This window comes from bacterium (assembly GCA_030690305.1).
In the GTDB taxonomy this organism is placed as follows: domain Bacteria; phylum Patescibacteriota; class Minisyncoccia; order Phycocordibacterales; family JAGLPS01; genus JBBUCK01.
The window spans coordinates 89,014-109,910 of the sequence record JAUYHB010000006.1 but is presented as its reverse complement, the minus strand read 5'-3'; the positions used below and the strand labels follow the sequence as shown (position 1 = coordinate 109,910).

The following is a 20,897-nucleotide window of genomic DNA, read 5'->3' as shown; positions in this document are numbered from 1 at the left end:
ATGAAAACCGATTAGCCTAACAATTGATAAACAGACTGACGGTATTGTCAATTATATCGGATTTGTAGGGAAAAAACTGTGGAGAACCGGAAAACCCCCTAATATCTTTTAAGCGTTGAGTTGCCAGATGGAAAGATTAAGCACCAACGCAAAGACGGTCCAACAAAAATAGGGGACAAGAAGCTTACCCGCGGTTTTGTCAATTCTCCAAAATATGGCAGTCGTGGTCGCAACCAGGAAAGCAAGAACGCTAATGTCCAGAAAGGCCAGGAAGGGGCTATGCAGACCGAAAAACAAAGGGGACCACGCGGCATTAAGCGTCAGTTGCATGGCATAAAAAATAAACGCGTTTTCGGATAAAGGATTGCTGTAACGCCTGTTCCACACACGCCACACGGCAATACCCATAAGCGTGTATAGAACAAACCAAACGGGTCCGAAAACAAAACTTGGGGGATTCCACGCGGGTTTAACAAGCTCCGCGTACCATGTGTCAATCGATTCCGCCACAGGCTGGGCACCGAGGGCTCCGGCAGCATAGGCGATGAGGATAAAGACAATAAGCGAAATGACTTTCATCGAATTTCTTTTCTAAATACCACGTAAGAATACACGACAACAACAACCGACATGACGAGAACGGGAATTACTCCGAAAAAGAAACGTATGCCGTTGTTGGGAATCAGGAGCCCAAAAAGAGACAGCAATGCACTCAATTTAAATAATGTTGCTCCAAGACGATGAGTTTTTTCCCACACTACGTCGCTTGAAAGAGTCCATGGAGTACGAATACCAACAAACCAATTTCGCTTTGAATCTTTAAGAAAATCTCCAAGAAAGTACCACATTAGGGCAAAAGCGGGAATGATAAATATGGTAAAGTCGAAACGATACCCAACATTCCACGCCAGCGTCAAGCCGAATATATATGACAAAAATCCGAATACGATAAGCCAGATAAGGCTGTATTGTTTGCGAAATGTTTCTATATTTGCGCGGTATGGGTCAATTGTCGGAATAATGAGATAGAAAATAAACAAACCGGCCATTATCATCGGAACAAGAAAAACACCCCAGAATTTCTGCATATATCCGTTAACTTCTCCGTTTACGTCCCAATGCGAAGCGACTTCCGGAGGAAGGGAAGGATACGCGATTATTCCCGCGCCCACCGTGGCGAATATCAAGAAAATGATAATACCGTTTACAGTTGAATTACTCATTTTTTCCTTGTTTTTACCTATTGAGAGCCTGTGCTAATACGTTAAAGTATACTTCTTTCCCTTCTTCTATAAAAGTTGCATAATTCTTCCTTTGGACTATCCTTAACCAAAGATTATGGATACGAAAAACATGAACCTTGAAAGGGGAACTATGGACAAGCCACGTCTTTTAATTTTCGCTTCGGGTTCTAAGGATGGAAGCGGCGGTTCAGGGTTTGAAAACCTTGTTCACAATGCCCGGGAAAATAAACTTTTCGCGGACATTATCGGAGTCGTTTCCAGTCGTGAAAACGGGGGAGTTCGCGCACGCGCGGAAAGACTCAAAATTCCGTTTACGTATTTTTCCGGTCCTTGGGTTGAAGAAGAGTACAAAAAGATAGTGGATGACCTAAAGCCCGATTTTATCGCCCTGTCCGGATGGCTCAAGCATGTAAAAGGGCTTCCGCCCGAAAAAACATTCAACATTCATCCGGGACCTCTTCCTCGCTTTGGCGGGAAAGGGATGTATGGTTATTATGTCCACGAAGCGGTCATAGAAGCTTTTCACAAAGGCGAGATTGACCACACGCAGCTTTGCATGCACTTTGTTACTCCCGACGAGTATGACAGGGGACCCGTTTTCTTTCGACTCAGTATTCCAATCAAGGAAAACGACACAGCCGAATCTCTTCAGTACAAAGTCAGTGATTACGAACATGCCATGCAACCCTTTATTACCGACCTTGTGGTAAGAGGGGAAATCCGGTGGGATGGAAAAAATCCGCGCTCTCTCCATGTTCCTCACGGTTTTTCGATTTATCAGTATATGTAAAGCCGCCGATAAATTTCGGCGGCTTTTTCTGTACCTTAGTTTTTATTTGCTCCCTGAATCAATCGTGGAGGACCCGGAACAACAATTATCGGGTCAGGGGAAGAACTTTCTCCGGTATAGTCGACACCGCCATCGGAAGTTGTGTCGTCTTGTGAAGAAGTGTCCTGTGGCTGTTCTTCTGTTGCCGGGGTTTCGGTTTGGGATTGGATTTCTTCCAATTCCTCTTCAAGGGCGGCAACTTCCTCCTGTGCTTGCGTAACCACGTCCTCCTGAGTCTCTATTTGTTCGGTGGTAACGGTAGTTGTGGTTGTTTCTTCCGATGCATCGGCCACAGACGATTCTGCCGCTTCAAGAGATGCCACAATGACATCTATTTCCTCCGCGGCGTCCGAAAGCAATTCAATGTACCCGTCAATTTCGCTTTGTGTTAAATCTGAATTTGACGGAGTAAGCGCGCCGACAATGGCGGCCAGTTCGTTTATAAATGACTGAATCACAGTGGCACTAGCCTGTATCGAGTTGATTGTGGCTGCATTTGTTTCTGTCGCAAGGGCAAGGGACGCCTGCTTTTTCCACTCTGCAAGCATGTTCTCAATCTGCGCGCGTTTCGCGTTTATATCCGCCTCTATGGCGGAAGTTTTTGTTTCAATTCTGATTTTTGGATTTTCCGAATCGGAAGTGTCAAAAAAAGTATCTGCGTTTCGGAGAATGTTTGTTATTCCCACATATCCGTTCTGGACGGCAGCATAAAGGGGATGCGCGTCTCCGAATTCTTTTTTAAGGTCGTCGAGTCTCTGCGTTTCCGCCGCCGCTTTTTCTCTGGCGTTTTCAAGTTTTGCCTGGACACGCTCCTCTCTGTTTTGTGAATATATAAAAAGGTAAATGCCGCTGCTGACAAACACGGCAATAAGGGCGATAAGTACCTGAACAACAAAACCTCTTTCGTTTTTCTGCATCATTCTTATTTTACCTCACTTGCATGCGGTTGTGTGTTGGCAATGCGCATAAACAAAAAACACCCCCAAGGGGGTGTTTTTTTTGCGGTTAATCTTTTTTCTTATCGAACCTTTCACCTATCCGTTCCCATAATTTCTTGAAGAAATCTTTGTCAAAAGCCTTTCCCGACTTGTCGTCGTCTTGCTCCTTGACGTTCACTACGATTTTCTCGGCAGTCAAAATTGTATTTTGGCTGCTGAAGATTCCCGAAACCTTCAAAATATCTCCCACTATGAGGGAAGAGAAGGGCGTAGTTGTGCCGCTTTTGAAGATAGAAGTGGTGCTTGAAACCGCAACAGTGGTGGTTGCTTGCTTTTTACCTACCAGCACGAAGTTTTGCAGCGAAGAGTTAATGCTTTCTATTGTTCCTGAAACTGTCGCGCGGGTTTCTCCAACCGACCAGTTTTTAATAACCTTTGCATTGACGGTTAATTGTGAAGCGCTTGTATTCATTTTCCCGGAAAAACTGAGATAGTCACCTACGGAAATGTCCGCGAGAGACGATTTTCCCGAGTATTTATGAATAAAGTCTGTTGAACTGCTTACGTTTACTAACCACGAGACTGTTGTTGAGCCTATAGCGGTTGAGGCGGTAATCGTATTACCTGAGACGGCTGTGACCTGTGCCCCCCGAACGAGAACATTGCCGTTATCGATTATGTGGATTTCGAAATTCGGCATATTGCCACGCAAATTTCCTTCGTCCGCGGAAACAAGTACGGGAACCGTAGCGAATATGGCCCCTATGACCGACATAAGACCGAGTGTGCGAAAAATATTTTTAAGTGAGAAATACATAGATAATAATTGTAATTTTTTGCTGCGACCTTCCTATAGAGACGAAAAAACCCGCCTTTCTTACAGAAAGAAAGACGGGTTTTTCCAAGTAGGGAACTGTAAAGACTAGGAAAGGTGTTTAGAAACGAGTTTCGTCATTTCAAACATGTTAACGGTCGCTTTGCCGCCGAAAACCTTTTTTAGAGCCTCATCCCCATTGATATTGCGCTTGTTTGTCGGGTCCTGGAGATTGTTTTTCTTTATGTACACCCAAAGCTTTTTGACGACTTCAGACCGAGGCATCGGGCCTGCGCCAACAACGGCTGCAAGGTCGGCACTTACGGTCAACGGCTTCATAAAGGCGGAATTTTCTTTTGCCATATTGTTTAATAATTGTCTTATAAATACTACCCACCGATTATATCACTAATTTAGGATTGTAAAGGGTTGCGTTCTCACAGGAGGGAAGTTTCTTATTTCCCCTGTTTTCTCTTCAGTCTCCCCGGCCAACACACGGGGCAGGGGGAATTTCCGCGAAATTTGTGCCCTCTGCCGCATGTTTTCCAGCCGTTACGTGTTTTTTTCATACGCTAAAGTTGTTATATAAATTTCCGATATCTATGCTTATATCTTTTATCTGTCCAAATCGAGCCTCTCATCAATGCGAATCTCTTTGACGAATTCCGGCACGTGGCTGACCAAAATCATAGCGCCTTCGTATGCATCAAGGGCTTTCGCAATAACCGGTATATGACGGAAGTTAATATGATTTGTCGGCTCATCGAGTATAAGAAGCCCGGGACGAAGCAGTACGAGCTGGGCAAAGGCCACCAGTCCTTTCTGGCCGTCGGAAAGCACCCCGATTTTTTTGTGCATAACATCGGCTGACAGAAGAAAGCCTGCGGCAACGCTTCGCAGGTTTTGTTCTATTTGTTTGTCCATAACTTTATTCAGGGTGTCATAGACAGTCTCCTCATGGTCGAGAGTTGAGAAATCTTGGCGATAGTACCCGACGCGCACTCCATCGGCGATGCTTATGCCGTGGGTGTCGCCTTGAGCAAGCGTTTCAAGAAGTGTGCTTTTCCCGATGCCGTTCGGTCCGGAAAGTAAGAGATGCTGCCGTCTCTTAAGGGAAATTTTGCAGAGATGTTTTTTTATTTTGTGAGTCTTTTTGTCCATGGTGGTGTAGGAAGTGATACCCACTATTTCGCCGATAACGTCAGGCTGAGAGGGAATAGTGAAGGGACGAATCGTTCTGTCTTCTTTGCGCACATCCACTTTCTCTTCCTCGAGCTCTTCAATTTCTTCCCGCATTTTCTTTGCCACCAAACGCATCTTTCCGCCCTTTTGGGCAAAAAAGTTCACTTTGTCTTTGTTGTCTTGAATTTTTTTGGCGAGCTGGGCATTTTTTCTGTTTTCGCGCTCGATTCGGGCGGAAATTTCATTCACCAGGTCAAAATAATTTCCGGCGTACTGCTCAACCTTTCTCGTATATATGTCGAGGTAAAGGACTCCTTTGGTGAAGGCATTCAGGAATTCTGCATCATGAGAAATCACCATGCAGGTTTTTGGGTATTGCTTGAGAAAATCGGTCAGATGCTCGATGCCTGCTTTATCGAGATTGTTTGTCGGCTCATCGAGGAGAAGCAGGTCTGGATTTTGGATAAGCGCGGAGGCCAAGAGAAGGCGCGCCTGCTGGCCTCCTGAAAATGTTTTAATCAGGCGGTCGTGAGGAGCATGAACATTGACGATTTCAAGCACCGCATCGATTTTTGGGTCGATGTCGTACACTTTTTCTTCAAAACAGCGCTCAAAGTATTCACGGACGGTAAGTTCGCGGTCTTCTTTACTCATACTTTGATTGGCGGTTGCGATAGTGAGTCTTTGATTTTTTTGCACCAGTCCTTCATCCACAGTGAGGCTTCCGGAAATGATTTTGAATATGGTGCTTTTGCCGGCGCCATTTTGTCCCATGATAGCGACTTTCATTCCTCGGCGGACGGAAAAATCCACCTTATCCAGGATAGGGTGGTTATACGAAAAAGATACGCCTTCAAAGCGCATGATAATCTCTTGTGTTTCTCTAGTCTCTGAAAGAGGTGATTTTTTAGGCACGTCTTACTCTAACGCATTCTTAAGCAAATGAACATCTTCCACAAAGCTTTCACCCTAGGAGAGCCGCTTTCAACGATGAGGACAACCCGCCCAGCAACAGGGTCTGCGCATTCCGCCTTTAAGCTTCGAGAGTGCCTTCCCGATACGGATACCCCTCGTCTCCGCTTTTTTGCCGGACGTAACCCAGCAAATCCACTCATTGCGCGCGAGTGGTGTGATATCTTCCCATACTGCTCGCGCCGCAGGGGTAGAAGTAATGGCTTTTCGTAAATCCGCCGGCACCGTGTGTACCATACCGGTGGCGTTTCCTTTTTTGGTCATAAGATTATTTTATCAAATCTCCTGAAACACCGAGAGTCTTGCCTCAGGTTCTCTAAACTTCAAACCCGAAAGTTTTTCATTTCTTTTTGTACTCCAATATATCTCCGGGCTGACAATCCAGGGCTTTACAAATTGCCTCCAAAGTTGATAGGCGAATGGCTTTCGCTTTGCCGTTTTTCAACACGGAAATGTTGGCCATCGTGATGCCGACTTTCTCGGCAAGCTCGGTGACGCTCATCTTCCGCTTCGCCAACATAACGTCGATGTTAATGATGATTGCCATAGTAATTATTTATAGTGAGCTTGTCGAACTAGACGGTTAAGTCGTTCTCGGACTTTATATCGACGGCGCTTTGTAACATTCGCTCAAACACGGCCGCGGCAGTAGCAACGACAGTTGAGACAAAAATTAAGATAACACCCATCATCACGCCACCTGCAATGTCCTCCTCTACTTTGCGTGAGACAATAAAAATGTAGCCTTCTGCCCCCACAAAAAAGCCGATGAGTATCATTGCGCAGTATTTTATTGTACGCAACGTGTTCACGGACGCTTGCGAGAACACCCTATTTTTTCCAATGTACCCGAGCAATTTAAATGCCTGATACAGCGCAACAAAAAACGCAATAGACGCGAGGTACATATACACAATGAACGGGTCAGCGTAAATGCTGAACAGGTCTAAGTTTGCGGCCCTTCCTTCGGTTTGGGGAAATCGAATCATAATGGCTAGCGCCACGATGCCGATGAGTACAACGACTACCTGAAGAAATATTGTTGAACTTTTTTTCCCGCCAGAGGCGGATCCGCCTTTGGCGGACATATTTATATTCATGCTTACACCTTAATCTATCGCTTATCGTTTGTCAATATATATTTATCGTTATTTATTCAAGCACAAAAAAGCGGTTTGAACCGCTAACAAACCTTAGGACCTTATTTCTTATCGACTGAAGTGTGTTTATAAAGCCCCCACGATTTGGTCCACCCCTCTGACATATAGCGGAAGAAGAAATGTATACAAAGGCTTGCGGCAAAAAGTACTGCAAGCAGCAGGAGCGTATCATTGAGCCCTCGCCATGTGTAAAAAGCAGTAAATATACCAAACAAAATAATATACTTAATAACGCGGAACCTCACCGACTGCCCATACAGTACAACATTCTTTTCCCGGTTATATAAATCTTTAAAATCCATTTAAGTTTGATAACTTCCTCGGTTTCGTAAATTCTACCATCAAGCCCTGTAGGGCTTTTTGATGCGCCTCGGATATTATTCCTCAACCTCTTCTTCGTCCTCATCAGGGTTATTGGTATATCTGTATTTATATGTAGTTTTGGCTCTACCTAAAGAAAAAAGTAAGGCAACAATAAACCAACCCCAACTGAAAGTTACGTTCTCAGAAATCCAAACAAGTATTAAATAAAATAATAAAGGCATAGTTTCAGCGTATCATTTTTATTATTCTCTGGACTCCGAACCTATCTCAACTTGGCTGGCCTCTTAGGTCTGGTGCCCCAGCAGTGAGACACCGTAAGGGTTCTTGAGGCGCTTTCCGTACGAGACACTGACGCTCTTAGGTCACAACTTATTGTATCGTTCCTCATGCATAATGACACCCCAAATTTCCCATTGATTCCATAGACGAATAATGTAAATCGGTTCCAATGGTTTTTCTGGATCAGCTCCTCTCTGGATCGTGTTGGTGCCATCAGAGAATACTCTGCACTTAGCGCGGATTTCCTGAAGAGAAGAGTCGGTTGTCTTCTTTGGAAAGAACACATCCAGTCGATACGGCGCCTCAACATATCTCTCGCTTCCTTTTTGAATATACTCGATCCCTCTAACAACCTTTGAAGCAACCTCAGTAACGAGGTTTTCGGGTATTAACGTAGCGCGTTGAATCTCTTTCGGATATCCCGCATGGAATCCAAAACCGGGAAAAAGATTCTTTTCTTCAATATCATCACCCGGTCGTGTGGAAGCAAGTAACCGTTTGGCATATTTTATTCGTTCATCTCTTTCCTTACTAGAAAGTTCAGGAATAGGTTTGCCATCGCGTCCCATCCCACACGCTCTGTAGACCTTCTCTGTTAGTTCTTCCCGTAAAGGATGGGCCTCTGGCATACACATCCACATGATATGGGATAAAAATTTCTCTTGCCTTCCCAATTTTTGATTGCATTCAAAACATGCCGGAGCTTTTGGTTTGCGCGCATCCTTAGATGTAATCTTCGAATACCAGGATTTTGGGATTACGTGATCAAATGTAATCTCCTGCGGGATTCGCAAACAATGAATGCATTTTTTATTTTCAGTATTTTTTGCCATCTATGTCCTAGTGATTGAGGGTCGCTGGCCAGAAACCATTCTGATTTCTTCCTCGAGTTTCATGACTTCCTTTTTGAGTTCCTCGTCTGTTACTTCTACACTCCACTCCTTTTGTGTATTTGCATACCAGATGCCCTTTCTCGCCAATCGGGCAATGTGGATGCGAGTGATACAGAGAATTTCTTTTGTCTCGCGCTCAAGTTTATCCATATGCCCGGGAATCTGCGCGAAAGCACCCGTTATGTAGTGCCAATTCTCAGCTTCCAACGGTTTCCCGCCAATCATGACATCTTCGAACCTAGTCAGAGTGTAATTCATAGATTGAGTATCGACATTCGTTCGGTGGACTCCTCGCGTGTAGATAAAGTACCGATTGGCAATATCCAAGTTCCCCAAGTCTGTGTCCAACCCTTCCCTCACAGACAACTCAAGTAAACGGTTGTGGGTAAGACGGTGGGCTTCAAGGATGCGCTGAGTACTAAGCGCAGTTGCCCTGTTAAGGCCAATAATGTCTAAGTGTTCGTTCAATAGACGCTCTAATCCAACAAGCGCATTACGATGCAGAATGAAACGTTCGTATCTCTTTATAAGATGGTAACTAATGACACCGAAGAGGAAGGCGAAGAAGGCCCCCGCAAATGCCCCGAGAAATTCGGGAGAGAACAAAGCGAGAGCCGCTTTTTCATTTTGAATGATTATATATTGGGGAGTGATAGAATACCAGCCCGTCATATTAATTGTTTTTTTACTGCCTGCCCGATGTGCCACTTCAAACGTTCATATGACCAACGATCAAGCGCTCTCTGTCCGCTTAGCATTGACGAAAAGAACATCGGTATTTTCTTGCCCGATTTGGTGAACCAATGGAAGCCGCACTCCTCGTCCCACAATAGGTCGTTCTTGATATGGTCCCGTAATAACTCCGATCCGAACGCGTTGGTGACCACCACGCAACATGGTTCAATCTTTGTGAGGACTTCTTCAAAGAGCGCGATCTGATCGAGAGCGAACTGGTTGAGCTTCTCTTTATTCGTAATGCGAGCCATGAAGTTATTCTGCGCGGTTTCTTTATAGAGAAAAAGATCGATGTGTTGCCAATCTAACCCAACCTTCTTGGCTATCTCTACCGGACGACCAAAATAGAGCGAGTAGTTCGCGTACGCGTAGTTCTCTACCTTAACACAATCGTCGATCAGTGCTGGGTTCGCGGATATGTTGCTCCACTTAAAGAATGTGGACGGATCCATGTCTTTATATTCGGTGTTCTGAAGTATCGTTTTGAATCCTCGCACGCTGAAAGACGGATTCATCCCGACGAACAGCAGTCCGCCCTTCCTGAACTCGTCGTAGAAAAGCGGCGCATACACGTCTGGATCATTCTTAAAATACTTATTCCAGAGAGCAATAATCTTTGAATTTATTTTTTCATTACGCATATGCCAGAAAAAGTGGTTTCTCGAGGAAATTAGGTCGCCTCGATACTTCCAACCTTGGCTGCCGAACTTGGACTCGAACCAAGATAACATCCTCCAGAGGGATGTGTCCTACCATTAGACGATTCGGCAATATAGGCAATTTAAGCATAGAAAAGCCTAAAATAAAACGCCTTTTGACTTTGTGCGGGCTTTTGCTAGGGTAGGGGTAGAAAGGAGGTGCCACTTGAAAAGAGTAATTTTAACTATAGGCCCCCAATGCGCGGGGAAATCAACTCTGTGTGAAAAGTGTCTCTTGGTTAATCCTGAAATTATCTTGGTGAGCAGAGACAAAATTCTCATGGAACTTTTCGGTTCGGTATGGCTTGACCCGTATACCGGCGGCCATTTTTACGGGATGAAAGTGATGTGGGAGCGGGTGAAAAAACATCTTGAGCAGGAAGATGTCACTCTAATCTTGGACACATGGAACGGGTACTTGCATGAACGAAAGGCAATTATTGAAAAACTTCGTTCTATGAATGTGGAAAGAATAGACGCATGGTACTTTATAACTCCCAAAAACACATGCTTAGAGTGGTTTCTGCAAAGGGAATCCTCTAGCCCGAAAGAGGGAAGGAAATTTCCAGACGCAATGTCGAAAATGAGGAAAGATTCCTGCATCAGAGATTACGAGTTTTATCATTCCCATCAAATCGGTGATGAGTTGTTTGATTCAGTGAAAAGAATCAACTCCTTGCAGCCTCCATCATTTGATGAGTTGCTTGCCTTACAAGGCCAATCTAGGTAGATTGGCCTTGTTTTATTTTATCGTCATCAATATCGCACCTAAAGCGACAAAGAGTGCACCAAGTGCTGATTTCCACGTAAATGTCTCTCCGAGAAAAATAAGCGCGAGTATAAATACAAAGACGACACTCAATCGGTCAATCGCGGCTACCGCCGAAGCGGGACCCGCTTTGAGCGCGGAAAAATAAAAAAGCCATGAAAGCGCTCCGGCAAGACCGGAAAGGACAATCATAAGCCCCGCTTTTTTCCCGAAATCGGGCACAGCCTCAAATTTTCCAAGAGCGAGTGAAACGCCAACGAGAAAAACCGCCATAATAACCGCGCGAAGGGTGGTGGCAAGCGTCGTGTCTATTCCTTGCAAACCCATTTTCCCGAAAATGGCGACAAGGGCCGCAAATCCTGCGGAAAGGAGAGCAAGCGTAACCCAAGACATAAAATTATTGTAGCACTCTTTTTACGGTGCTATGATGGCCGTATGGCGAAACACAAGTTTCTTTTGCGAACCCGATTCGGGAAAGATATCGTTTCCGAGTTTCTTCCTCCGGTTCGTCCTTCAAAAAAAGCGATTATCCTGTGCGGGGGGTTGCCGGGCTCTCCTTCAAAGTCTGCCGTTATGAATTTTCTTTCCGAAAAAGGATATTGGGTTTTCTTTCCAAGGTACAGGGGAACATGGGAAAGCGGAGGGGAGTTTCTCAAACTTTCTCCGCATAAAGACGTTTCGGATGTCGTGAAAGGAATATCAAAGGAATTTACCGAATTTTGGAGTGGTAAAAAGTATTCGGTCAAAAATCCGGCAATCTATGTCATTGGTTCAAGTTTCGGGGGTGCGGCCGCTATCCTTGCTTCACAAGATACACATATAAAAAAAGTCGTTGCTCTGTCGCCGGTTATCGACTGGCGGGTAAAAAGCGATACCGAACCGCTTCCGTGGCTCGAGAAATTTCTTAACAATGCGTACGGCGAAGGATACCGTTTTTCAAAGAAGGACTGGCGGAAACTCGGCAACGGAAGTTTTTTTAATCCCATTGCAAAGGCAAAAACACTCAACTCAAGAAAGATTTTTATTATCCATGCAAAGGATGACGAAGTGACGTATGCCCATTTGTCAAAAGAATTTTCAAAAATAAACGGCTGCGCGTTGTGGCTTAAGGGGAAGGGAGGACATCTTTCGCTTTCGGAAGTACGCACACGCTTGTTCTGGAAAAAGATAAAAGCTTTTTTAGATAAGTAATATGCAAAAGTTCTCACAAATGCTTATTGAAGCCTTCCCGGTGCTTCTGATGATATGGTTTATTCCCGTCGTGCCAAACGATTATCTTTTGACGCTCATGTACATCGGGCTCATTGACCTGTTTTTGCGAATCAAAAAAGAACAAAAAGACGCTTTAATGCTTGTGCTCGGATTCTGCCTTATGACAATTGCGGAAACGATTTTTGTTTTCACGGGAGTTGAAACGTTTACCCGCAACAGCTTATTTGGTCTCATGCCTCTCTGGCTTCCGTTTCTCTGGGCATACTCGTTTGTCGCGATGAAAAGGGAGATAATGATTGTTCTTGGAAGAAGCGATGGATAAATTGAAAGCCGAACTCCGTAAGCTCAAAAATCCCGCGAAAGCAAAAATTTTACAGGGCTTTTTTAAAACGGGACCGGGCGAATATGGAGAAGGGGACGTATTTCTTGGGATAACCGTACCGGTATCGCGGGCTCTCGCTAAAAAATACGCCCACCTTTCTTTCCCCGAAATAAAAAAACTTCTTTCATCTAAAATCCATGAGGAACGGCTCATCGCTCTTCTTATTCTTGTGGAAAATTTTAAAAATGGCGGCAAGAGCGAAAAAAAGAAAATTTACGATTTCTATCTTTCTTCAACGAAGCATATTAATAACTGGGATTTAGTCGATTTGTCGGCAGAGAAAATTGTCGGAGCATATATATCTGGTAAACCAAAAAAAATTTTGCAAAAACTGGCGCGTTCAAAAAACATGTGGGAGCGGCGTATCGCGATCGTTTCAACGTTTTATTTCATAAAAAATAACCGATTTGAAGAAACGCTTTTAATTGCGCGGATGCTTTTGGGCGATACGCATGACCTTATCCATAAAGCCGTCGGTTGGATGTTGCGGGAGGTCGGGAAAAGAGACCTTGTGTCGGAAAAAAAATTTCTGAACCTACACGCTTCCCAAATGCCCAGAACAGCCCTGCGTTACGCGGTAGAACGGATGACCGAATCTCAAAAAAAGAATTATCTTAAAATCCCCCGGAACCTCGAATTGAAAGGAAGGGAATAGGTGCTATAATAAACTTAATTATCAATAATTTTTCTCCCTATGTGGTTTTTTAAACACTCAAAGGAAAAAGTAAACGTAAGAGGACTTCTCATCCTTCTTTCGGTGATTATCGGTATTTACGGTTACATGACGATATTTTAATTTCGGACGCACCAAGTTATTTTTTTAAGTTTTTTATATTTTAAATCGCTATGAGTAAAACAGCCCTCATGTATCTTGTTGGTGGAATAGTGGTTATCGGCGGTATCGGAACGTATATGATTTCACAACCGACGCTTCAAGATGCGGCAGAGGTGCGCGAACAAGCGTCAGGAAAAGCGACAGGAAAGATGTCCATGAAAGACCTCATTGCCGCAAACATTTCCCAAAAATGCACGGTAGATGAATCAAATGACGTGTCTCAATCTTCCGGGGTTGTGTATGTCGCAAACGGAAAGCTCCGAGGAGATTTTCAAAGCATGGCCTCCGGTATGACCGTTCAAAGTCATATGATTGCCGACGGGGAATACAGCTATGTATGGACTTCAGCGACAAATCAGGGTTTCAAAATGCCGGTAAGCGCACAGGAGTCAGCCGCGGTTTCGGATACATCGGGCACCCAAGGACAGCAGTCTGTCGATTACAATCAACAACTGGGCTATGCGTGCGAGCCGTGGACGGCAGATGCAAATACGTTTTCATTGCCAAGCGGAGTTACATTCACTGACATGAGTACGATGATGCGTGATGCCCAAAGCGGTCTGCCGACAGGAAGATAATTTTTTTATCGGTCAAAAAATCAAAATCCCGCCAAGAGGCGGGATTTTGGTGATATGATAACTACTATGAAAAACGGTATACCCAAAACGGAAGACGACTGGAAGGAGAAACTGTCCCCAGACCAATATAAAATCTTGCGGGAGAAGGGAACCGAGATGCCCTTTACGGGTAAATACATGTATTCCAAAGAAGACGGGATATTCCGTTGCGCCGCGTGCGGCAACGCACTGTTTTCTTCCGATGCAAAGTTTGATTCAGGAACCGGATGGCCAAGTTTCGACAAAGCTCTGCCCGGCGCGATAAAACGCGAGACTGACGAAACTCAGGGAATGGTCCGCACCGAAATTCTATGCGCCAAATGCAACTCTCACCTTGGGCATGTGTTTGACGACGGTCCGACCGATACGGGTGAACGATATTGCATCAACTCCGTCTGTCTGGATTTGGAACAAAAAAAATAGACCGCTGCAGAATGCAGCGGTCTATTTTTCCGATAGAAGCCACTTGGTGGCTTCGTCTTTGGTGGCGAATGCCTTGATATTTTTTCTGCCGGAAATCGTGATAACAAGGTCTTCCGCGAATTTTATCATTGTGTTTGCTCCGAAGGTCGCCGTTTTTTCCATATACGGCTCGTTTGCTTTCGTAAAAGAGGCAAGCGCCGCTATCGTGTCGCTGTCATATTGGCTTGACGTGTCGGTAAGGTCGACGGTGGCTCTAACTTTCTTGCCGGTTTTGTCGTATTCCTCCTTGATTATCTTTTGCGTGTCCTCAATCCATTTTTTGAACTGATCCCATACCTCCCTTCTCACGCGTCCTTTAATGGCCATGTTTACGATTCCGTGCTCATCGACATGTGTCTCAAATTTGTCCATGGAAGTTTTACCCCTTAAGTATAACAGAAACATTGTGCACAGATAATAAAGTACGGCCTTATTGTATAATTATCAGCAAGAAGTTTAGGGAAAAGACCCGGAACGTTTTTTCTTTTGTTGGGAAAGTTTTCTTTTACTAAACGAATAAACAGAATGCATGCACCAGTGCGAATTTTAATGTTTGGTTGGGAGTTCCCACCTCACAATAGTGGAGGTTTGGGTGTTGCCTGTTACGGTCTTTCCAAAGCGTTGGCTCAATCGGGGAGCAAGGTGACATTTGTTCTACCGAAACGGCTTAAAGATACAACATCCCGATTCGCGCGCATTATATTCGGTGACGTGGAAACTCCGGATATCGTATTCCATAATATCCCGTCTCTACTTTCTCCATACACGAATCCCGACAGCTATAAAAAAGAACGGGCATTTATTGATAATGCGTTTTACGGCGACACGCTATTTGAGGAAGTAAGACGGTACGCAATACGCGCACGCGAAATCGCCCGCAAAGAACAATTTGATGTTATCCACGCCCATGACTGGTTGTCGTTTCTCGCCGGTATGGAAGCGAAAAAAGTATCGGGGAAACCGCTTATCGTTCACGTGCACGCGACGGAATTTGACAGGACCGGCGGCCGGTCCGTCAATCAGTTTGTCTACGACGTGGAAAGGGAGGGAATGCACGCCGCCGACCGCGTTATTGCAGTGTCCAACTACACGAAGGATATCATCGTCAAACGATACGGCGTACCCGAAGAAAAAGTCGAGGTAGTTCACAACGGTATCGATATTGATGAATACCTTTCCCAGCACGTAGGCGAGGAAAACCGAATTGCGAAACTTAAAGAATCGGGGAATAAAATTGTTTTATTTGTCGGACGCATCACCATACAAAAAGGTCCGGATTATTTCGTTGCCGCCGCAAAAAAGGTTCTCGAATATTATCCAAAGGTAACGTTTATCATTTCCGGGTCGGGGGATATGGAAGGCCAAATCATGAACCAGGCCGCGTTTTTGGGTATCAGCGACAAGGTCTTGTTTGCGGGATTTTTGCGAAATGACGAGCTTGTACAGGCGTACAAAGCGGCAGACCTTTACCTCATGCCCTCCGTTTCGGAACCTTTCGGCATCACTCCTCTTGAGGCTATAGCAAGTGGTACCCCCGTCATTATTTCTCGTCAGTCGGGAGTTTCGGAAGTACTCAAACACGCGCTCAAAGTTGATTTTTGGGACGTCGATGAAATGGCAAACAAAATCGTATGCGTACTCACCCATGAATCTCTCAAGTCGTGTCTTTCCGAAAATGGTTTCCAGGAAATCATCAAACATACATGGAAGCAGGCTGCCGAAAAGTGTATGATGATATACAAGAAAGTGTTTGGTCTCTCCATATACAATGCTTAATATCTGTTTTTATTTTCAAGTTCACCAGCCTCATCGGGTAAAACGATACAGAATTTTTGACGTCGGTACAGACCACAATTATTTCAACGACAACGGGCAGTCCGACCTCAATAACAGAAAAATACTTCTCAAGGTGGCGGAAAAATCCTATCTTCCCGCAAACGCCCTTCTTCTTCATTTGTTGCAAAAACATCCGGAGTTTAAGGTAAGTTTTTCATTTTCCGGAGTCGTACTTGAACAATTCGAACAATTTGCTCCGCATGTGCTTGAGTCGTTTAGAAAACTCGTCGAAACGGGGAGAGTGGAAATTTTAAGCGAAACGTACTACCACTCGCTCGCATTTTTACATTCCCCGGCCGAATTCAGAAAACAGATAGAAAAACACAGAGAAAAAATAAAATCATTGTTCGGTTATACTCCGACGGTTTTCCGGAACACCGAGCTTATCTACAGCAATGACATCGGAAAAGAAATCGCACGGCTCGGATACAAGGGAATGCTCGCCGAAGGCGCCGACCATATTCTCGGGTGGAGAAGTCCGAATTTCCTATACAAAGCCAAAGACGCTCCGCTCACGCTTCTTTTGAAAAACTATAAACTTTCCGACGATATTGCTTTTCGTTTTGGCGCGAAATGGTGGGAAGACTATCCTCTTACCGCACCCAAGTTTGTGAAATGGGTAGAGGCTCACCATGGCAACGGGGAAATAATCAACCTGTTCATGGATTACGAGACGTTTGGCGAGCACCAGTGGGAAGACACGGGCATTTTTGAATTTATGCGCCATTTACCGAAAGAAATGCTCAAACGTTCGGACAACCACTTTGTGACTCCCCGGGAAGCGCTTGAACTATTGCGTCCGGTAGGGGAATTGGATGTGCCGAATTACGTTTCATGGGCCGACATAGAGCGGGACCTCTCCGCCTGGCGCTCAAATCCGATTCAGCATGACGCTCTCCGTTCGATATATGCTCTTGAAGATATGGTACTTGAGACGGGAGACGAGAAACTTGTTGAGGATTGGCGGAAACTGCAAACATCGGACCATTTCTACTATATGTGTACCAAGTGGTTTTCCGACGGTGATGTACATGCATACTTTAATCCTTACGAATCTCCTTACGAAGCGTTTATCGCCTATATGAACGTCCTTCATGATTTAAGAAAACGAATCGAATCGGCGCCGCTTCCGCCCGTTTGGTTTCGTGTGAAGAGGACATTACAAAAATTATTAACTCACTGATATAATTACATTTAGAAATTAATATGCGTACTACAAAGACAAAAACAAAAAAGTTCGCCGCGATGTGTACCTGTCACAACGAGGCGCAGGGAGAAGCGTGCTTTTGGGTCAATAACGGTCCCGTTATCAAAAATGTCGAGGAACTCAAAAAGGCATTTCAGGGAATGAAAAAGGAGCAATTCGCTCATCACACGGGCAACGGAAGCAACGACTTTGCAAACTGGGTTGAGAATGTTCTGGGTTGCTCCCACTGCGCTACTGCTCTGCGAAAGGCAAAAACGAAAGCGGGGGCGATAAAGGCGCTCTCGGTTTGCGACAACTGCAAATAATTTCTCAATATAGGTTTGCATTATGGCAAGATCACTAGTTTTGGGAAACGGTAACATACTTGTTTTTCTCGATAGCAGGGGACAAGTACGTGATTTTTATTTTCCTTATGTAGGTATGTCCAACCACTCTCCAAGCGGGGTTGTTCACCGTATTGGCGTGTGGGTTGACGGCGATTTCTCGTGGCTTGCAAGCGATGATTGGAATGTAACGGTTGATTACAAGAAGGAAACAATGGTTTCGGAAATTCGCGCCGTCAATGACCGCCTGAAAGTTTCACTTTTTTTTAATGATACGGTCTATAACGAATCAAATATTTTTCTTCGGAAAATCACCGTTCAAAACCGCCACCCTTCTTCCCGGGTAATAAAAGTATTTATCAATCAAGAGTTCCAAATTTCCCATTCCAGTTATGGCAACACCGCCTACTATCAGCCGGAGGATAACGCAATTGTTCATTACAAAGGAAGAAGACTTTTCTTTATTGCAGGCCTCGGTTTACACGAAGGTTCTTTCGACGATTACAGCGTCGGCCTTTCTCAAATAGAAGGAAAAGAGGGAACATGGAAAGACGCCGAAGACGGACTACTTTCAAAAAACGCCATTGAACACGGGTCAGTGGATTCAACCGTGGGTTTTACGGTGCCTCTTGAAGCCGAGGAAGTAGGAGAAGTGTACTACTGGATTATCGCTTCTCATACTTTGCGTGAAGCGAGACTTTTGAATTCATACGTTCTTAAAAAAACCCCGCCCCATCTTTTGAAAAGTACGGGAGATTTTTGGAAAGCGTGGGTAAACAAGCGCCGTTTTGTTTTCTACGGCCTTGATGAAGGCGTTGGAGACCTGTTCAAAAAATCGCTTCTTATCATGCGAACTCACGCGGACAACCGAGGAGCTCTCATCGCTTCGGGAGACTCATCCATTCTGCAGCATGGCCGCGACACATACAGTTATATGTGGCCGCGCGACGCGGCGTTTGCCGCCCTTGCTTTTGACAAAGCGGGATACTTTGATTTAAGCACGCGCTTTTATTCTTTCTGCAACGAAGTGCTTACCGACGAAGGTTTTCTCCTGCACAAATATAATTCGGACAGGTCGTTGGGAAGTTCGTGGCATCCGTGGATACGAAACGGAGTCTCACAACTTGCCATCCAAGAGGACGAAACGGCAACATCTCTCTATACGCTTTGGGACCATTACGCGGTGACGAGAAATCTCGAATTTATTGAAAGTATTTACAATTCCTTTATAAAACGGGCGGGGGATTTTCTTGTCGAATACAGGGATAAAAAAACCGGTCTTCCGGGACCAAGTTACGATTTGTGGGAGGAACGTAACGGCATCTCCTGTTTTACCGCCGCTGCGGTGTACGGAGGACTGATTGCGGCGGGGAAGTTCGCATTTCTTTTGGGAAAGCAAAACGAATCGAAAAAATATCACCGGGCGGCGGACGAAATTCAGGCGGCAATAATAAAATATCTCTACAACGAAAAAGAAGGCACGTTCAGCCGGATGCTTACGGTACCTCCGCGGGGAAGTATTATTTACGACAAGACGATAGATGCTTCGAGTGCGTATGGAATTTTTAGATTCGGGGTTTTGTCTCCATATGACGAACGGCTTCTTAAAGCCATGATGATTTCTCGTGAGAGGTTGCGTGTTCACACGGATATAGGTGGATATGCCCGCTACGAAGGGGATGTATATTACGGTGTCGGGTCCGGACTGCCGGGCAATGCGTGGTTTATTACCACATTATGGTTTGCACAATACGATATCGCCCGGGCTGAAAGCCAGGAAGACCTTGATGGGGCAAAGGAGACGCTTTTGTGGACATTAAAAAACGCTCTTACCTCGGGCTTATTATCCGAACAACTGCATCCATATAACGGCTCTCCGCTTTCGGTCAGGCCCCTGACATGGAGCCACGCGGAGTTCGTACTTACCGTCATTGCATACCTGGAAAAACTGCAAGACCTTGGGGTATGCCAAACGTGTTACCCGGTCTCCGAGTAAAGATAAAATAAGAGTACTTAAAAACTATATTTCCTTAAATTAAGGCTTAAAATATAGGTATAATAGATATTGACTTTATGCCATATATTGTGGTATAATGACAACAGGTTAAAGATTGTTCTTATAAAAACATTTTATAGAAGACTATTCAAAAAAAGGAGGAATTCTATGATGGAATTAAACTTTGGTTGGATAGCGTTAATATTTCTTCTCGGTGGGTTCTTTCTTTCTCGGGTAACAATTCTCTCTCTTCTGTTAATGTGGATGAAACCAGAGATAAACGAGTGGACAGTCTCCTGCCTTGCTTTATTGTTAGCGGCGCTTTTAGTTACAGATGTTCTCTTAACAATAATAAGTTTGAACAGTTTTAAAAAATGCTCTGTTTCCCAAAAGCCTGTTTCTTAACGAAACGGGCTTTTTTAATTGATTTCATAAATCACGTCTTTCCGTTCAACAACAATTTTCCATCCGTTGCGTTTCGCTTCTCTGTAGAGTTTCATATTCGGATTGAAACAAATAGGTTGTCCAACCATCTCAAGCATTGAAACGTCTCCCTCCGTATCCCCGACGGCAACCGATCCTTCAAGCGTCAAATTTTCTTTTTCAATCGCCCGCTTTACTATGTTTGCCTTGTTTGAAATAAGGTGAAGGTCGACGATATTTCCTGTGAACTTATCCTCGGGTCCAAGCTCATAGATTCTTCCATATATTTTATCAAATCCCATATGAGCGCAGAACTTATCAAGGATTCCTTTGGGAGACTGGGAAATGGCAAGAAGGTAATATTTCTCCTTTTTTAATTTTTTTATAAGATCGCGTGTGTATCGGTAGGTCCTGTTTTTTTGCTGTTCAAACACCTCATCCCCGGCTTCAAGAAAATCTTTATATGACACACCGCGTACATATTTCATGAACGCCTTTATGACGTTATCGATATATTCTTCGTAACTGCCTTCACGGTCATGCCATTTTTTGTATTCGTATTGATATTCTCTCCGGGCAGCGGAAGGGAACAGTCCTTTCTCAATCAGTCGTTCGGTTAATTCAATCAGAAGACTTGAACGGAACACGGTCCCATCGACATCAAAAATAGCCACTTTTTTCATTGGCTTTATCCTATCATTTCTGGAAAAGAACATGCATATCATGGTACATTGATTGTGAAAGGGAAATGACATCTTTTCGTCTTA

General features: G+C 44.5%; 29 protein-coding genes and 1 tRNA gene. 12 read left to right on the top strand and 18 right to left on the bottom strand.

Annotated elements, in window-relative coordinates:
• Positions 1–108: 108 nt before the first annotated feature.
• Together Q8O71_00635 and Q8O71_00630 are read right to left on the bottom strand one after the other, a co-directional pair.
• The gene (locus Q8O71_00635; protein ID MDP2704899.1) at positions 109–579 is read right to left on the bottom strand and encodes a TspO/MBR family protein; all 471 of its coding nucleotides are present in this window, start codon (positions 577–579) and stop codon (positions 109–111) included.
• Positions 576–1,223, bottom strand: coding sequence for a DUF1648 domain-containing protein (locus Q8O71_00630; protein ID MDP2704898.1), 648 nt, complete (start codon positions 1,221–1,223; stop codon positions 576–578). Before Q8O71_00630 ends, Q8O71_00635 begins: the two co-directional genes overlap by 4 nt.
• Before the next feature lie 115 nt (positions 1,224–1,338).
• On the opposite strand from Q8O71_00630, the gene Q8O71_00625 reads away from it, so the two are divergent.
• Positions 1,339–2,034: a formyltransferase family protein gene (locus tag Q8O71_00625; protein MDP2704897.1), complete on the top strand. Its 696-nt coding sequence runs from the start codon at positions 1,339–1,341 to the stop codon at positions 2,032–2,034.
• 35 nt (positions 2,035–2,069) lie between these two features.
• Here Q8O71_00625 and Q8O71_00620 read toward each other — a convergent pair whose 3' ends face one another.
• The 13 genes from Q8O71_00620 to Q8O71_00560 form a co-directional block, all read right to left on the bottom strand.
• Positions 2,070–2,993, bottom strand: coding sequence for a hypothetical protein (locus Q8O71_00620; GenBank protein MDP2704896.1), 924 nt, complete (start codon positions 2,991–2,993; stop codon positions 2,070–2,072).
• 85 nt (positions 2,994–3,078) lie between these two features.
• Entirely contained in the window at positions 3,079–3,828 is a 750-nt protein-coding gene (locus Q8O71_00615) for a DUF5666 domain-containing protein (protein ID MDP2704895.1), read from the bottom strand.
• A gap of 105 nt (positions 3,829–3,933) precedes the next feature.
• The gene (locus Q8O71_00610) at positions 3,934–4,188 is read right to left on the bottom strand and encodes an SWIB/MDM2 domain-containing protein (GenBank protein MDP2704894.1); all 255 of its coding nucleotides are present in this window, start codon (positions 4,186–4,188) and stop codon (positions 3,934–3,936) included.
• A 252-nt stretch (positions 4,189–4,440) separates the two neighbouring features.
• Complete coding sequence (locus Q8O71_00605; GenBank protein MDP2704893.1) at positions 4,441–5,922, bottom strand: ABC-F family ATP-binding cassette domain-containing protein; 1,482 nt, start codon at positions 5,920–5,922, stop codon at positions 4,441–4,443.
• 69 nt (positions 5,923–5,991) lie between these two features.
• The gene (locus tag Q8O71_00600; GenBank protein ID MDP2704892.1) at positions 5,992–6,243 is read right to left on the bottom strand and encodes a YdeI/OmpD-associated family protein; all 252 of its coding nucleotides are present in this window, start codon (positions 6,241–6,243) and stop codon (positions 5,992–5,994) included.
• A gap of 76 nt (positions 6,244–6,319) precedes the next feature.
• On the bottom strand, positions 6,320–6,526 hold the full coding sequence (locus Q8O71_00595; GenBank protein ID MDP2704891.1) for a helix-turn-helix transcriptional regulator: 207 nt from the start codon (positions 6,524–6,526) through the stop codon (positions 6,320–6,322).
• A gap of 28 nt (positions 6,527–6,554) precedes the next feature.
• On the bottom strand, positions 6,555–7,079 hold the full coding sequence (locus Q8O71_00590; GenBank protein ID MDP2704890.1) for a DUF2975 domain-containing protein: 525 nt from the start codon (positions 7,077–7,079) through the stop codon (positions 6,555–6,557).
• A gap of 101 nt (positions 7,080–7,180) precedes the next feature.
• Positions 7,181–7,441, bottom strand: coding sequence for a hypothetical protein (locus Q8O71_00585; GenBank protein MDP2704889.1), 261 nt, complete (start codon positions 7,439–7,441; stop codon positions 7,181–7,183).
• Between the two features lie 75 nt (positions 7,442–7,516).
• The gene (locus Q8O71_00580; GenBank protein ID MDP2704888.1) at positions 7,517–7,684 is read right to left on the bottom strand and encodes a hypothetical protein; all 168 of its coding nucleotides are present in this window, start codon (positions 7,682–7,684) and stop codon (positions 7,517–7,519) included.
• 141 nt (positions 7,685–7,825) lie between these two features.
• Positions 7,826–8,575 carry a hypothetical protein gene (locus Q8O71_00575; GenBank protein ID MDP2704887.1) on the bottom strand — a complete coding sequence of 250 codons (750 nt, stop codon included), beginning with the start codon at positions 8,573–8,575 and terminating at the stop codon, positions 7,826–7,828.
• Positions 8,576–9,343, bottom strand: a complete 768-nt coding sequence (locus Q8O71_00570; GenBank protein MDP2704886.1) for a hypothetical protein — start codon at positions 9,341–9,343, stop codon at positions 8,576–8,578.
• On the bottom strand, positions 9,304–10,011 hold the full coding sequence (locus Q8O71_00565; protein ID MDP2704885.1) for a hypothetical protein: 708 nt from the start codon (positions 10,009–10,011) through the stop codon (positions 9,304–9,306). Before Q8O71_00565 ends, Q8O71_00570 begins: the two co-directional genes overlap by 40 nt.
• A 55-nt stretch (positions 10,012–10,066) precedes the next feature.
• Positions 10,067–10,140: transfer RNA gene (locus Q8O71_00560), tRNA-Gln, on the bottom strand.
• A gap of 52 nt (positions 10,141–10,192) precedes the next feature.
• Here Q8O71_00560 and Q8O71_00555 point away from each other — a divergent pair.
• Complete coding sequence (locus Q8O71_00555; GenBank protein ID MDP2704884.1) at positions 10,193–10,798, top strand: AAA family ATPase; 606 nt, start codon at positions 10,193–10,195, stop codon at positions 10,796–10,798.
• 12 nt (positions 10,799–10,810) lie between these two features.
• Here Q8O71_00555 and Q8O71_00550 read toward each other — a convergent pair whose 3' ends face one another.
• Positions 10,811–11,230: an EamA family transporter gene (locus Q8O71_00550; GenBank protein MDP2704883.1), complete on the bottom strand. Its 420-nt coding sequence runs from the start codon at positions 11,228–11,230 to the stop codon at positions 10,811–10,813.
• Positions 11,231–11,272: 42 nt separating this feature from the next.
• Between Q8O71_00550 and Q8O71_00545 the strand changes: the two genes are divergently transcribed.
• The 5 genes from Q8O71_00545 to msrB all read left to right on the top strand — a co-directional run bounded on the left by Q8O71_00545 (position 11,273) and on the right by msrB (position 14,306).
• Positions 11,273–12,028, top strand: a complete 756-nt coding sequence (locus Q8O71_00545; protein ID MDP2704882.1) for a prolyl oligopeptidase family serine peptidase — start codon at positions 11,273–11,275, stop codon at positions 12,026–12,028.
• Position 12,029: 1 nt separating this feature from the next.
• Positions 12,030–12,371, top strand: a complete 342-nt coding sequence (locus Q8O71_00540) for a DUF2878 family protein (GenBank protein ID MDP2704881.1) — start codon at positions 12,030–12,032, stop codon at positions 12,369–12,371.
• Positions 12,364–13,086 carry a DNA alkylation repair protein gene (locus Q8O71_00535; GenBank protein ID MDP2704880.1) on the top strand — a complete coding sequence of 241 codons (723 nt, stop codon included), beginning with the start codon at positions 12,364–12,366 and terminating at the stop codon, positions 13,084–13,086. The genes Q8O71_00540 and Q8O71_00535 overlap by 8 nt, the downstream gene beginning before the upstream one ends.
• Positions 13,087–13,277: 191 nt before the next feature.
• Positions 13,278–13,844: a hypothetical protein gene (locus Q8O71_00530; protein ID MDP2704879.1), complete on the top strand. Its 567-nt coding sequence runs from the start codon at positions 13,278–13,280 to the stop codon at positions 13,842–13,844.
• Positions 13,845–13,910: 66 nt separating this feature from the next.
• The gene (gene msrB / locus Q8O71_00525; protein ID MDP2704878.1) at positions 13,911–14,306 is read left to right on the top strand and encodes a peptide-methionine (R)-S-oxide reductase MsrB; all 396 of its coding nucleotides are present in this window, start codon (positions 13,911–13,913) and stop codon (positions 14,304–14,306) included.
• A 21-nt stretch (positions 14,307–14,327) separates the two neighbouring features.
• Here msrB and Q8O71_00520 read toward each other — a convergent pair whose 3' ends face one another.
• Positions 14,328–14,717, bottom strand: coding sequence for an STAS/SEC14 domain-containing protein (locus Q8O71_00520; GenBank protein ID MDP2704877.1), 390 nt, complete (start codon positions 14,715–14,717; stop codon positions 14,328–14,330).
• A gap of 153 nt (positions 14,718–14,870) precedes the next feature.
• On the opposite strand from Q8O71_00520, the gene Q8O71_00515 reads away from it, so the two are divergent.
• From Q8O71_00515 to Q8O71_00495, 5 genes are all read left to right on the top strand, one after another.
• Positions 14,871–16,121 (top strand): glycosyltransferase family 4 protein, encoded by a 1,251-nt coding sequence (locus Q8O71_00515; GenBank protein MDP2704876.1) that lies wholly within the window; start codon positions 14,871–14,873, stop codon positions 16,119–16,121.
• Positions 16,114–17,364, top strand: a complete 1,251-nt coding sequence (locus Q8O71_00510) for a glycoside hydrolase family 57 protein (GenBank protein ID MDP2704875.1) — start codon at positions 16,114–16,116, stop codon at positions 17,362–17,364. Before Q8O71_00515 ends, Q8O71_00510 begins: the two co-directional genes overlap by 8 nt.
• A gap of 23 nt (positions 17,365–17,387) precedes the next feature.
• Positions 17,388–17,693 carry a hypothetical protein gene (locus tag Q8O71_00505; protein MDP2704874.1) on the top strand — a complete coding sequence of 102 codons (306 nt, stop codon included), beginning with the start codon at positions 17,388–17,390 and terminating at the stop codon, positions 17,691–17,693.
• 22 nt (positions 17,694–17,715) lie between these two features.
• The gene (locus Q8O71_00500; protein ID MDP2704873.1) at positions 17,716–19,707 is read left to right on the top strand and encodes a glycoside hydrolase family 15 protein; all 1,992 of its coding nucleotides are present in this window, start codon (positions 17,716–17,718) and stop codon (positions 19,705–19,707) included.
• A 168-nt stretch (positions 19,708–19,875) separates the two neighbouring features.
• Positions 19,876–20,112, top strand: a complete 237-nt coding sequence (locus Q8O71_00495) for a hypothetical protein (protein MDP2704872.1) — start codon at positions 19,876–19,878, stop codon at positions 20,110–20,112.
• 14 nt (positions 20,113–20,126) lie between these two features.
• On the opposite strand, the gene Q8O71_00490 is transcribed toward Q8O71_00495, so the two are convergent.
• Positions 20,127–20,813 (bottom strand): HAD-IB family hydrolase, encoded by a 687-nt coding sequence (locus tag Q8O71_00490; GenBank protein ID MDP2704871.1) that lies wholly within the window; start codon positions 20,811–20,813, stop codon positions 20,127–20,129.
• Positions 20,814–20,897 lie beyond the last annotated feature (84 nt).